The organism is Edaphobacter lichenicola (assembly GCF_014201315.1).
In the GTDB taxonomy this organism is placed as follows: domain Bacteria; phylum Acidobacteriota; class Terriglobia; order Terriglobales; family Acidobacteriaceae; genus Edaphobacter; species Edaphobacter lichenicola_B.
On sequence record NZ_JACHDY010000001.1, the window covers coordinates 1,055,240 to 1,068,363 of the forward strand.

The 13,124-nt window shown below is 60.5% G+C and carries 11 protein-coding genes; 8 read left to right on the top strand and 3 right to left on the bottom strand.

Annotated elements, in window-relative coordinates; all coding sequences use genetic code 11:
* Positions 1–11 precede the first annotated feature (11 nt).
* The 3 genes from HDF09_RS04410 to HDF09_RS04420 are packed head-to-tail and all read left to right on the top strand — an operon-like array spanning position 12 to position 3,223.
* Positions 12–1,322 carry an ABC transporter permease gene (locus HDF09_RS04410; RefSeq protein WP_183761962.1) on the top strand — a complete coding sequence of 437 codons (1,311 nt, stop codon included), beginning with the start codon at positions 12–14 and terminating at the stop codon, positions 1,320–1,322.
* Positions 1,322–2,425: an ABC transporter permease gene (locus HDF09_RS04415; RefSeq protein ID WP_183761965.1), complete on the top strand. Its 1,104-nt coding sequence runs from the start codon at positions 1,322–1,324 to the stop codon at positions 2,423–2,425. Before HDF09_RS04410 ends, HDF09_RS04415 begins: the two co-directional genes overlap by 1 nt.
* 6 nt (positions 2,426–2,431) lie before the next feature.
* On the top strand, positions 2,432–3,223 hold the full coding sequence (locus HDF09_RS04420) for an ABC transporter ATP-binding protein (protein ID WP_183761968.1): 792 nt from the start codon (positions 2,432–2,434) through the stop codon (positions 3,221–3,223).
* A gap of 318 nt (positions 3,224–3,541) precedes the next feature.
* Here the strand turns inward: HDF09_RS04420 and HDF09_RS04425 are convergent, their stop codons facing one another.
* Positions 3,542–4,399: an NAD(+)/NADH kinase gene (locus HDF09_RS04425; protein WP_183761971.1), complete on the bottom strand. Its 858-nt coding sequence runs from the start codon at positions 4,397–4,399 to the stop codon at positions 3,542–3,544.
* A gap of 346 nt (positions 4,400–4,745) precedes the next feature.
* Here HDF09_RS04425 and HDF09_RS04430 point away from each other — a divergent pair, with 346 nt between their 5' ends.
* From HDF09_RS04430 to HDF09_RS04440, 3 genes are all read left to right on the top strand, one after another.
* Entirely contained in the window at positions 4,746–5,453 is a 708-nt protein-coding gene (locus tag HDF09_RS04430; RefSeq protein WP_183761974.1) for a YceI family protein, read from the top strand.
* A gap of 202 nt (positions 5,454–5,655) precedes the next feature.
* Complete coding sequence (locus tag HDF09_RS04435; RefSeq protein ID WP_183761977.1) at positions 5,656–6,267, top strand: cysteine hydrolase family protein; 612 nt, start codon at positions 5,656–5,658, stop codon at positions 6,265–6,267.
* Between the two features lie 291 nt (positions 6,268–6,558).
* Positions 6,559–8,802 (top strand): AsmA family protein, encoded by a 2,244-nt coding sequence (locus HDF09_RS04440; protein ID WP_183761980.1) that lies wholly within the window; start codon positions 6,559–6,561, stop codon positions 8,800–8,802.
* 131 nt (positions 8,803–8,933) lie between these two features.
* Here HDF09_RS04440 and HDF09_RS04445 read toward each other — a convergent pair whose 3' ends face one another.
* The gene (locus HDF09_RS04445) at positions 8,934–9,728 is read right to left on the bottom strand and encodes a TlyA family RNA methyltransferase (RefSeq protein ID WP_183761983.1); all 795 of its coding nucleotides are present in this window, start codon (positions 9,726–9,728) and stop codon (positions 8,934–8,936) included.
* Between the two features lie 251 nt (positions 9,729–9,979).
* Here HDF09_RS04445 and HDF09_RS04450 point away from each other — a divergent pair, with 251 nt between their 5' ends.
* Both HDF09_RS04450 and HDF09_RS04455 read left to right on the top strand, forming a co-directional pair.
* The gene (locus HDF09_RS04450; protein ID WP_183761986.1) at positions 9,980–10,546 is read left to right on the top strand and encodes an RNA polymerase sigma factor; all 567 of its coding nucleotides are present in this window, start codon (positions 9,980–9,982) and stop codon (positions 10,544–10,546) included.
* A complete protein-coding gene (locus tag HDF09_RS04455) occupies positions 10,543–11,442 on the top strand; it encodes an anti-sigma factor (RefSeq protein ID WP_183761989.1) in 900 nt (299 codons plus the stop codon). The genes HDF09_RS04450 and HDF09_RS04455 overlap by 4 nt, the downstream gene beginning before the upstream one ends.
* An 83-nt stretch (positions 11,443–11,525) precedes the next feature.
* Here HDF09_RS04455 and HDF09_RS04460 read toward each other — a convergent pair whose 3' ends face one another.
* On the bottom strand, positions 11,526–13,073 hold the full coding sequence (locus HDF09_RS04460; protein ID WP_260180913.1) for a YncE family protein: 1,548 nt from the start codon (positions 13,071–13,073) through the stop codon (positions 11,526–11,528).
* Positions 13,074–13,124: the final 51 nt, after the last annotated feature.

Here is a 13,124-nt window from a genome sequence, read left to right on the forward strand (position 1 = left end):
GGGAGCACTAAATGTTCTTTCGCCTCCTCATGGAGAGCTTTCGCAGGCAGCGCCGCCGAAAGATGCTGGCCGGCGTAGCTATCCTGCTTGGGACTACCGCCGTGACGGCGATGCTCGCGCTCGCGACTACGATTGGCGATCGAATCCATAAAGAGCTGGCTGTCTATGGAGCCAACATCGTTGTCTATCCGAAGGCCGACCTGCTCGATGTGAAGGTGGGTGGGGTGGATCTGAAGCCCGCTTCGGGTGGGGCTTATTTGAAGGAGAGCGACCTCGCCAAGCTGAAGACCATCTTCTGGGCGAACAACATCACTGGCGTCTCGCCGGAGTTGCCCGTGCAGATGGCGATTGCACCGAAGGCGGGCGATCCGCTCGTTGCCGTAAATGCGGTCGGATATTGGTTCGATCACGACTTCAATACTTTGAAGACCGGAGCACCGGCCCTGCATCCGTGGTGGCGTATCAAAGGATCATGGCCTGCGCCACAGAGCAGTCCGGATAGCAGGAGCGTCGTGGTTGGGACGAATCTTGCGAAGAAGCTTGGCCTCAAGATCGGCGACACCTTAGTCATGCAGGGAACGCAGGCTGCGCCCTCTTCGCGATTGACCGCAGACATTGCCGGAATCGTCACGACGGGCGGCGAAGATGACAATGGCCTTCTGCTTACACTCCACGACGCGCAAGTCCTCGTGGGCGAAAACGATGCCGTACGACGTGTCGAGGTAAGCGCCCGGACCAAGCCCGAGGATGCCTTTGCGCGGGTCGATCCCGACTCCCTGCCCCCGAAGCAGCGGGAGATCTGGTACTGCAGGCCGTATGCGAACTCGATTGCTTATCAGATTCGCGAGGCGATTCCTGGAGCGCAGGCGGAACAGGTTCGGCGAGTGGAGCAGAGCGAAGGCAATGTGCTGAAGCGAATCAGCGGGCTGATGTGGTTGATCAGCGCTGCGGCGCTGCTGGCTGCGGGGTTTGCGGTGAGCGCTGCGATGGCGACTGCGATTCTTGAGCGGCGTGGAGAGATTGGGTTGATGCGTTCGCTGGGTGCGAGTAAAGGCTCGATTGCTCTGCTGTTCTATGCAGAGGCAGGTCTGCTCGCGCTGATCGCGGGAACGATGGGCTATCTGCTTGGTTCGGGACTTGCAGCGTGGCTTGGTGCGAGGATCTTTGCCGGTGACGGAGGGGCCGCAGAGGCTGTGTTGATCCCGGTCCTGCTGCCGGTTGTCGTCGCGCTGGCGCTGGTGGTCGCGATTGCGGGAAGTACGCCGTCGATCCGGACGGCTCTGCGCATGGAGCCTTCGGCGATCCTGAGGGCGGATGCCTGATGGTCAAACTGAGCCTCTTCGGAATGTTGCGGCGGTCGCTGGTGCATCGCAGGGCGCGAAGCATCTCGGCGCTGGTGGCGATGACGGTATCGGCTGGTGTGGCGACAGCGCTCCTGACGCTCTACGCGGATCTGGACGCCAAGCTGCATAAGGAGTTTCGCAGCTTCGGCGCGAACATTGTCCTCTCTGCTCCGGCTTCGGTGCCTCTGCGCACCAATGCTCTGGCCCGCGTGCAGGAGGCAGCGGGGCCTGATGCGTTGGCAGCAGAGTTTGCCTACGCCGTGGCGACGACCGATACCGGAACACCGGTAGTCGTGGCCGGAACAGACTTTGCTGCGGTCAGGCGGCTGGACTCGTGGTGGCAGGTACAAACATGGCCTGACGCCACAGCCTCGGACGCTGCGTTGCTTGGTCAGAGGGCAGCGCAGTTTGTTGGGAATGAACACGCGGTCGCCCTGACCTTCGCAGGACACTCCATTACGCTGAATGGAGCAGGACTGATCAAGACCGGCGGCGACGAAGACAGTCGCATCTATATGCCGCTCGCCGCCTTCACCGCGTGGACCGGAGTTGGGCCGAGCGTGATTGAGCTTCAGGTGCCGGGAGGCGCGGCGAAGGTCGAGGCCACCATAGCGCGTCTGCGTCAGGACTTCCCCGAGATGCAGGTGCAGCCCGTGCGGCAGTTGGTCGAGGGAGAGTCGAAGATCGTCGATCGCACCCATGCGCTGATGTATGGAGCGGTGCTGCTGATTGCGCTGACAGTTGCAGTAAGCGTATTGGCGACGCTCTCTGCGAGTGTGCTCGAGCGGCGGCGGGACTTCGCTTTGATGAAGGCGCTGGGCGGATCGCAGATGCAGTTGATGGGAATGTTCCTGCTGGAGGCTCTGGTGCTGGCGTTGGCAGGCGTGGCGGTGGGCTTTGTCGTGGGCTCGGCGGCGGCGTGGGCCATCAGCGAGGGGAATTTCCATACTGCGACGTTGCCGCGTCCATCGGTTCTTCCCTTGGTGCTGCTGCTCAATGTGATGATCGCAGCGATGGCTGCGCTATTCCCTGCCCGGGTGCTGCGCGGTCTGCAGCCCGCTGCGCTGCTGAAAGGGGAGTGAGAAGATATGAGCGTGAGCGAAGCGAAGGTAGTGGCGAAGATACAGACCGGGCCGCTGGCTGATCCAACCGGAGGCACGCGGGACGACTGCGCTGTGATCGCACTGAAGCACGTGACCCGCGAGTACGCCGGGCATGGCGGCGTCGTGCGTGCGCTTGGGGATGCTACCTTTTCGATCGTCGCCGGGGAGTGGGTCGCTATCACCGGGCCCTCCGGTTCGGGCAAGAGTACGCTGGTCAATCTCATTGGCTGCCTCGACCGGCCGACGGCGGGTGAGGTGAAGATCGATAACGTCGATACAGCGTCCATGAGTGCTACGGAGCTCGATCGATTTCGTGCGGACAAGATTGGCTTTATCTTTCAGCAGTTCCATCTGATTCCTTACCTGTCCGCTCTTGAAAACGTAATGCTGGCGCAGTACTTTCACTCGATGACGGATGAGGCGGAGGCGCGGGCGGCGCTGGTGCGCGTGGGGCTGGGCGACCGGGTCTCGCATGTGCCCAGTGAGCTGTCAGGCGGAGAGCAGCAGCGGGTCTGCATTGCGCGGGCGCTGATCAACAATCCCCCGATTTTGCTGGCGGATGAGCCGACCGGAAATCTGGACGCGGCGAACCAGAAGATTGTGGCGGAGCTGCTGCAGGATCTGCATAGGAATGGACACACGATCGTGATGGTGACGCACGATCCGGAGATGGCGGGACTGGCGCAGAGGAGGATCGCGCTGAGCCATGGGCAGGTATTCTGCCATCCCGTCAGCGGGCCGATGGTCACCCTGCGCCGGGCGACGGACCGTTTGTAGTTGGATTTTTATTTTTTGTGGTGGATGCGCGTTTTTGCTGGGGGTTTTGGCGAAAAGGCGTGTTTTGGTGTGGTGTTTTGGTGGTTTGGATGTGGTGGATTGCGTGGCTGGTGTGGTGTTTTAGCAGTCACTTTTTGGCTGCTGAAAATACGCCAACTTTTCAACTTTATTTTTGGGCTCGCGGCGTGGGTGTCCTGCCGGACGGGCCCACTTCGCGTGGGGCGGTCACTTCGTGACGCGTGTACCCTTTCTTGCTTGGGTGGCGGCTGCTGGTCCTCCCATTGGTCGGAGAGGAGAGCTTGTTTGCTGGGTTGCTGCTTAGCGCTCGCCCCATTTGAGTTTGGAGCGGAGGACGCTGAAGAGGCCGTTGGGACTGTGGCGGAGGAGGCGGACCGCAGCCTCCGAACGCTGGCAGTGGACCAGGTCGCCTAGCTTGAGCTGGACTGCTTCCTGGCCGTCGACGGTGAGGTAGATCTCGTTGGGTACACCGACGACCTCGACACTGACGGTGGAGTCGCCCGGAACGACGATAGGGCGAATGGTGAGCAGGTGGGGACAGATGGGGGTGACCAGCATGGCGTTGACGCTGGGCATGACAATAGGCCCGTCGGCAGCGAGGTTGTAGGCGGTCGAGCCGGTGGGAGTGGAGACGATGATGCCGTCGGCGCGGAAGGTGGCGACGGCCTGTTGGTCGATCTCGACGGAGAAGTCGCCCATGCGGGCGATGGTTCCTTTGGCGACGACGACGTCGTTGAGGGCATCCCACTGCTTGACGATCTGGCCGTCGCGAATGATCTCGGCTCGCATCATGCTGCGAACCTCGATCTCGGCACAGTTGTCGCACCAGGCTTCGAGGGTGGAGTAGAGCTCGGAGAGGGGGATCTCGGTGAGGAAGCCGAGGGAGCCGAGGTTGACGCTGAGGATGGGCGTGGTGGTGCGGGCGAAGGCCCGGGCTGCGGCGAGGAGGGTGCCGTCGCCACCGAGGACGATGACTAGATTTGGCTTGTGGTTGGGGAGGTCTACGCGGGCGATGGGGTTGGCGCCCGAGACGTAGGCGGCGCTGTCGGGGTCGAGCAGGTAGTGGTAGTTGCGAGCTTCGAGCCACGCAATGAGATCGCGGAGGATTCCGGCGAGTTCCGGCTTCTGGGGTTTGGAGATAATGGCGGCCTGGAGCATGGATCTTTAGTGTAACTGTATGGCGGAAATGCTTCGTCGGCGACACAGATGGAATCTGCCGGAGGCGTGAACGAGTTCCTTGAAAACTTGTTGGGGCCAGGGGACAAGTTGTTGTATGTCCAGTTGTGGACGTCTCCTTCGATCGCTGGACACACGTTCTGTCGACGCGCTCGCTAAGTAGAAGATAAATATAGCGTGTGGTTTGGAGATACACGTGCGGACTTTATGCTGTTTTCTTCGCGATCCAAAGAATCCGCCGAGCGCCTTCTGGGAACAGCTCGATGGCTTCAAGTGTCAAAGGCAAGTACGATGGTCAACTGCTGCAGATCAATCGGAGGCTAGCGAGATGATCAACAGGAATACAGGAAGAACGATCGTCAAGAGACTGCCGGATTTCTTCGTAGTCGGTACTCTGTTTTTGGCAATTTGCGCGGGGTCCTGGACCCCTGCGGTGGCGCAACAGCCTCCCGCCACAAGTGTCCAAAAGAGCGTCGAAACTCCGGCGCTTCCAGCTCCGGAGACGTACAAGATAGATCCGCGTCACAGTTTTGCCTATTTCAGCGCCTGGCACCATCTGGTGGGACGTGTGCGCGGCCGTTTCGACCAAGTTTCAGGGACCATCACCGTATCGCCGGATCCAGCCGCTTGCAGCGTAGACGTCACGATCGATGTCGCTACGATCAGCACGCAGGTCAGCCAACGTGATGACGATCTTCGCAGTGACTCATATTTTGATGTGAAGAAGTTTTTGACAATGACCTATCAAGGGCGGGGCATTCATCGTGTCTCGGCAGATCTCTGGAGGATGGACGGCTCGCTGACCATGCATGGCGTTACCAAAGTAGTGCCGCTCACCTTCAAATATAGCGGCGTCTTCGCCGATACAGAGCCGAACCAGCCGGCGAGGGTCGCGTTCCATGGAACTGCAGCCACGAAGCGCGCTGAATTCGGCATGGGAGCGCGCGACAATTCGACAGAAGTGGGCAATTCAACGGCACCCGATGTCGATATCGAGATTGACGTTGAAGCAGACGCAAAACCCACTACTCCGTAACCGGAGCCCTCCCGCAATTTCCCTTGTGGCTAAATTGCTGATGCAACTCATCGAGAGACGATCAGTCCCGACAAGTCGGGTTGTCGGGACTGATCCGTTCCAGCGTTGGGAGTCAGCGGCTACGAGTTTCGTAACAACCTCGGATACGCCACTCTGAACTACAATTCTGACCGGCAAGGCTCTGTGCTGAAAGGAGCTTAATATGGCTGACACATTCACGATTGATCCGGCTCACACGGCGGTCTTGAGCATGGATTGTCAAGCCGGCATCGTTTCTATTTACACCCGGGAGGGCAAAGACGCTTTTCTGGTTCGAGTCGCAAGTGTTCTCAATCATGCTCGTGCTGCTGGCATGACCATCATCCACATCCAGGTAGGTTTTCGACCGGGAACCCCTGAGATCAGCTCCCGAAATGCACTCTTCGGCGCCATTAAATCCTCAGAGCAACATCATCGGCTATTCCGGGAACCGCTTGGAGCGATCCCGGATACCATCGCACCGCAAGGCGATGAAATCGTTATAACCAAGCACCGGATCAGTGCCTTCGCCGGCACGGATCTCGCTATGATTCTTCGCGCCAATGACATCGATACCCTGGTTCTTTACGGCATTGCGACCAGTGGTGTCGTCCTTTCCACTCTCATCGAGGCTGCTGACGCCGATTACCGTCTTGCGGTCATCGGGGATTGTTGCGCTGACCTGGACTCAGCGCTTCACGATTGCCTGATCCAGCGATTCTTCCCTACACGTGGGTCGGTCTTCTCGTCTGAGGGTTTTATTGTCGCCTCCTCGAGGACGGACAATAAATCGTGAGAAGTTCCTCCTCTCTGCAGCGAGAGGATGCATTTGACACAGACCGGCCTTCACATGGAAGTCGCAGTATGTCCACACAACTGCGCAAAGACATTCAGGTTGCGTCGATGGGCCGTGAGACGTAACCTCTACCTCTGACGGTAAGCGGGCTCCTGGCAGGCTGTAGGGGAAGAGGTATCAGGTCCTCTCCGTGCTGAATTTCTACTGTCCGGAATGCCCTTTCGCATTGGCGTGCAACATCGATTTTGGCTGTGGCATCACAATGAGATACGGTACGGACGAGGTGATGGCATGGGAAAGCCGGTTCGGTTGGTCCTGATTGCGGTGGGTGCTGTTCTGGCGCTGATCGTCCTTGCGGCTGTTTGTGTGCCGCTGTTCCTCAACACGGATAGCTTCAAGGCAAAGATTGAATCGACGCTGACGAAGTCGCTGGGGCGGCAGGTGACGATCGGGAAGGTGAATCTGTCGGTGTTGTCGGGCAGCCTGGTGGCGGAGAATGCGGTGGTTGCGGACGATCCGCGGTTCAGCACGCAGCCGTTTATCCAGGCCGATACGGTGAAGATCGGGGTGGAGATCCTTCCTCTGATCTTCAGCAAGCAGGTGATCATTCGCGGGTTTTCGCTGGGGTCGCCGAAGATACAACTGCTGCGGGCGGCCAATGGGACCTGGAACTACTCCACGATTGGGACGGGCGGCCAGCAGGCGCAGAGTGCAGAGACCAAGCAGGCGTTTCCGAACCTGACGGTGGGCGAGGTGAATGTGGAGAATGGGCGGATTACCGTTGGCGCCGGACCGGGAACGACTGGGGTGGGGAGCGGGCCGATTCGCGTGTATGAAAAGGTGAATTTGAAGGTGAGGGACTTTTCTTTTGCGAAGGCGTTTCCGTTTGAGGCTTCGGCGAATCTGCCTGCGGGCGGATCGGTTGCGCTGAAGGGATCGGCTGGGCCGTTCAACCAGCAGGATGCTTCGGCTACAGCATTCTCAGGAAATCTTGAGATCAAACATCTCGATCCACTGGCTGCGGGATTTGTGGATGCTTCGGATGGCGTTACCGGCACGATCGACGACATGGTGCTGGATGCGGCGTGGAGCGGGACGCAGATGCATGTGACCAAGCTGCTGGTGGATACGCCGAAGCTGACGCTGGTGCAGAGCAATGGGCCGAAGCCGCCGAAGCCAGTAAAGGCGAATGCGGAGGGGTCGTCGATGCTGGATAACCTCACGGTGGATGATGCGCAGGTGAAGAACGGAACGATTACGCTGACGACGGCCGGCAAACCAGGCAGTGCGGTGTACAGCCAGGTGAATGCTCAGGTGACGAACCTTTCGCCGAAGACTGCTTCGCCGTTCAATCTGAGCGGTCAGTTGCCGAATGGTGGAAGCGTGAGCGCGAATGGTACGGCTGGACCGTTCAACCAGGCGAACAATGCGAGCACTCCAGTGAATGGGCAGGTGACGCTGAAGCATGTTGAGATTGGCACGGCGGGAGTGCTGCCGCCGGATGCTGGGATCAGCGGCGTGGCCGACCTGCAGGCGAAGATTCAGTCGAATGGGCAGACGCTGAATGCGCAGGGAGCTGCGACGGTTGTGGGGATCAAGCTGGCGAAGGATGGTGTGCCGTCGCCGAAGCCGGTGCAGTTGCAGTTTACGCTGACGCAGAATGAGCAGGCGATGAACGGCGTGGTGCAGCAGGCGGTGGTGACGATTGGCAGCGCGGTGATCAATCTGTCGGGGACGTATCAGACGAGTGGAGCTTCGACGGCGCTTAATATGAAGGTGGTTGGGAACGCGGTTTCGATCAATGAGCTGGAGGCGTTTTTGCCTTCGGTTGGAGTGCATCTGCCGACGGGCTCGCGGCTGCAGGGAGGGACGCTGACGACGTCGCTGGCGGTGACGGGGACCTCGGCTGCACCTGTGATTAGCGGGCCGGTGAGGATCGACAACACGGTGCTTGCGGGGTTCAATCTGGGATCGAAGCTGGGGGCGCTGTCGTCGCTTACGGGCGGGAGGATTGGTTCTTCCACGGGATCGGGGACGACGATTCGCTCTTTGAGTATGAATGTGCGCGAAGAGGGCGGAAATATTCGGACGGATAATATTGCGCTCGATGTGGCTGGAGTGGGGACGGCGACCGGTGCGGGGAGTGTGAGTGCCGGCGGGGCGCTGAACTACAACGTGGTGCTGAAGCTGACGGGCTTGATGGGTGGCGGAGGCGGGACGCAGCAGGCCAGCTCTGGCGGAGGCGCGGTGGCTGGGCTGGCTGGGGCGCTGGGCGGGTTTATTCCGGGCGGCGGTGCTGGTGGTGCTGCGCTGGGCGGGCTTGCGGGAGGAGTGCTGAAGGCGGGGATTCCTGTGGCGATTGGCGGGACTACGAGCAATCCTACGTTCAGCCCGAATGTGGCAGGGCTGGCTGGGGCGGTTGGGGCTAATGCGGCGAAGGGTCTGCTTGGCGGGCAGCTTGGCGGGCAGCAGAAGGGGAAGACTCCGGCAAATCCTCTCGGCAATGCGCTGGGTGGTTTGCTTGGGAAGCATTGAGGGAGGGTGTGTCCTGCCGGACGGGCGCCCTGCGCGGGCCGCGGTCACTTCGTGACGCGTATACCCCTTCGGTTGGCGCTCCCGTTAGTCGCGAGCGAAGATGATTCGGACCAGATGTAGGTCGATACTGTCTAGAGGAAGCGGGCGTGGAGGAGGTACTCGTGGTTGCCCTCCATACCGAGGATGGGTGAGTCGATGAGGTCGAGGGCGGTGCCGTGCTGCTCGATGACGCAGTCGCGGACGCGCTCGATGGCGGCTTGACGGGCGTCAGGGTCGCGGACGATGCCTCCCTTGCCGATGTTGGCGCGGCCGGCTTCGAACTGCGGCTTGACGAGGAGGATGGTGGTGCCTTGCCAGGGTTGATCGGGCGTGCTGAGAGCTGCGAGGACAGCAGGGAGAACGAGGGTCGCGGAGATGAAGGAGACGTCCATGGCGAGGAAGGTTGGGGTGGGGGTGTGGGGAATGAGGAGCTCGCCGTGCGTGAGGAGGCGGGCGTTGGTGCGCTCGCGGAGGGTGACGCGGGGATCGTCGCGAAGCTTGTGGGCGATCTGGCCGTAGCCGGTGTCGACGGCCAGTACAGATTGTGCGCCGGATTGGAGCATGCAGTCGGTGAAGCCGCCCGTGGAGGCTCCGATGTCGACGCAGGGGACGTCGGTGAGGCGGATGGACCAGTGGGCGAGGGCGTGCTCGAGCTTGAGGCCGCCGCGGCTGACGTATTTGAGATCGGAACCGAGGAGGCGAATGACGGCGTCGGAGGAGATGGAGGTGCCTGGTTTGTCAATGCGCTGCTCGTCGACGAGGACGCGGCCGGCGAGGATGAGGGCCTGGGCGCGTTCGCGGGAGGCGGCGTGGCCTTGATCGACGAGAAGCTTGTCGATGCGGGACTTCGAAGGCTTGTTGCGCTGGGGTGGTGTGGGGTTGCTCATGTTCGGTGTGCTGGGTGAATCCTTCTGTTGAGTGAATGCTGAGGAACAAGGATTGTTGATTTTCTTTATGAGAATGAGATTGCAGATTCGATACGGGGCGAGGAAGTCTGCCACAGGCCGCCGATTTTTCGGGTAAAGTAGCTCTGGTGTGCAAAGCGTAAAGTAACTTCTTTTGAGGTTACATGGGGTTGCCTGAAGGAACCTAAATACTTGGCGATTTTTGCAATCTGCAACTGTAGTGGGTGCGTTTTATGTATAGAGAGACGGGACTCGTGAATTCACCACCACCCTCGGGGCAGGACGACGCTGTTCTGCTTGGGCTTGTGCAGAGGGGGGACGAGTACGCCATGGCGGCGCTGTTCGACCGCTATTCGAAGGTTGTGTACTCGGTGGCCCTTCGGGTTCTCCGCGACCCGGCCGCGGCGGAGGACGTGCTCCAGGAAATCTTCATGCAGATCTGGCGTAATCCTGATGGCTTTGTAGCAACCCGCGGTAGCCTTGGCGGCTGGCTCGCTGTGGTTTCGAGGAATCGGTCGATCGATGCGCTGCGTAGAAAGCGTCCGATGGAATCGGTCGACGATATGGCGCTGGCTTCGAACTACAATCTTGCGAACGAAGCGGAACGAAATAGTTTGGTGGAGAAGGCACGGGGTGTGATCAATCTGCTGCCGGTGGAGCAGCGTAAGACTCTGGAGATGGCATTTTTCGATGGATTGACGCACTCCGAGATTGCGGAGATGACGGGCGATCCGCTAGGTACGGTCAAGACAAGAATCCGCAGCGCGCTGACCTCGCTGAGAAAGGCGTTCCCAGCATGAGCGAGCCACGGCGTATTACATCAGAAGATCTGGCGTTGTTTGCCATGCAGCTGCTTCCCGCAGAAGAAATGGCGGAGATTGCCGCTTATGTGGTGCGGTCTGAGGACGCACGGCGGGAGTTGGCTGAGATTCAAGGCGACCTTGCAATGTACGCCCATACGGTGGAGATGCAGTCGCCGTCTGCGGAGGCTCGCGATCGTTTGATGAAGCAGGTCGGGCGCGAGAAGAAGGCGATTCCGATCGATCGTCCTGTTGAGGCTGCCGCTGCTGCCAGTGCGAGTGCGAGCGTGGCTGCGAATGATGAATTTGGAAGTGCGGCGGGGAGCCTCTACTCGACGGAGGAAGAACCGCCGAAGCCGGGCTTTGCCGGCAGGGTGCTGCCGTGGGTGGGCTGGGCGGCGGCTGCTGCTCTGGCTGTGGCGGCGGGCTCTCTCTACAAAGAGCGCGAGGGGCTTCGCAGCGCGGTGACGGAGCAGAGCAGCAAGATCGATTACCTGACCGCGGATGCAGCGGCGGCGCGACAGGTTCTGGATGCGATGACCGACAGCTCGGCGCTGAGGGTGACGTTGAACGTGAAGGGTGCACCACCGGCTGTTCCGCAGGGCAGAGCGACCTACGTGGCGAGCAAGGGGACGCTGATCTTCCTGGCGACGAACCTGGAACCGCTGCAGCCCTCGAAGACGTATGAGCTTTGGCTGATTCCGGCTGGCGCAGGACAGAATCCGATTCCTGCAGGTACGTTCCGTCCGGATGCGCATGGGAACGCCAGTGTCATTATGCCGACTCTGCCTAAGGGCGTGGAGGCGAAGGCGTTCGGTGTGACGGTGGAGGATGAAGGTGGGGCGACGACACCGACTCTGCCGATTGTCCTGGTTGGAGCTGCTGCTGGAGAGTAACTCTGAGGCGTCAGATCAAATGGAAGAGGCCATCCTTTGCAGGATGGCTTCTGTTTTTGCGGTCACAGGTTGTCTGGTGCGCTCTAGGGTTGAGTGACGCGAACCGAGACGCCTGCGCCCTGCAGGGGGACGGTGGTGTCGATGGCATCCGTATCGGTGCGGATGACGGTCATGAAGTTCGAGTCCGGCGATACGACGTAGACCTTGCCGGTGGGCGTGCCGCTGGTAACGGCAACGTAGTTCGGATGGCCGTTTTTGAACGGAGTCGCGGCGTCGATGCTAATGCTGAGAGGTAGCGGGATGGTTGCGATGACGGTGTTGGTGTTGAGGTTGATGACCGAGACCGTGCAGGTGGTGGTGGCGGCTGTGACGGCAACGCCAGGGGCTGCGCAGGGCAGGCTCTTGTTGCCCTGGTTGACGACGTAGGCGCGGCTGTTGGTGGTGTCCTGGAGGACGCCGACCATGACCGGGTTCACACCGACTGGAACGGTCGCGACGACGGTGCCGAAGCCGATGGCATCGACTGGATTGTTGAGGTCGCAGTTCGGGTTGCCGACCTGAGCGGTCGCCGAGCAGAGGGGGATGCTGATGATGCTGAGCGAGCCTGGGTTGACGCCATCACCTGCGTTGGCGACGAGTACCTCATTACGAACCGGCGCGAAGTCTGCCCAGAGCGGGTTGACCGTCGCAGGATTGGAGCATGCCGGGGCAATGCAAAGCTGGATGGGATTGGTGGGGTTCGTGGGATTGGTCTGGCTCACCGGGACCGTGTCGAGCGCGTTGGTCTGGGCGTTGATGACTGAGACGGTGCCGTCGCCCTGATTGAGAACGAAGGCGCGCTTGGCGTCGGCGGTCATGACACCGTAGACGGGATTGACGCCTACTGGAAGCGGCGTAGGGTCGATGGTATTGGTTGCCACTTCGATGGTGCTGGCCTGGCCGGGTGCGCCTAGAGTAAGGCTCGGGCTGAGGGCGTATACGCGTGGAGCACTGGTTACGCCGACGGTATAGACGGGCGTGAAGGCCGGGTCTATGGAGAGCTGCTGGCGGAGCGCGAGGGGAGAGCCGGTGAACTGCGAGATGACACCCTGACCGGGATTGATGGTCGGGTCGGTGACGTAGGTGTTGACACCTTCGGGAAGGATGGCCACCGGGTTGGCGCCGGGGAGCAGGGTGGTCTGGAGGATCTGGCTGGTGAGCAGCTGGGTGTCGATGTCGAAGCTGGTGAAGGTGTGGTCGCTGTTGAGCGTGTATCCGGTGTTGGCGGTTGAGGTGGTGGTGGTGCCGCCATTGAGGATCAGGTAGTAGGGGTTCACACCTACGTTGGCCGTGATGAGGATGGTGTCTCCCGAGAAGTCAACGAAGGTGATTAGACCTGGCTGGGGTTTGTCGGAGGTGCCGGTGTTGGAGACGGCTACGGCGAACTTTTGCGGCTGGGCGGCGGGGCCGACAGGGTTAATGGCGCTGACGACGGGGCGGTAGTTGTTGCCGCATCCACTGACCGAGGCCAGAACGGCGGCGACCGCTGCGAGGCTGAGTGTAGCGCGGAGGGCCTGAGTTGCAGACCTGACGGAGCGCCGGTGTGGCCGCGACTGGGTGGTTCCATTTGCTTCGATACTTGCTAAGTGCAAAACTGCTCCCGCGTTGGTGCTGGTGTTGGCTATGCTCAAGGTTCGATTGTA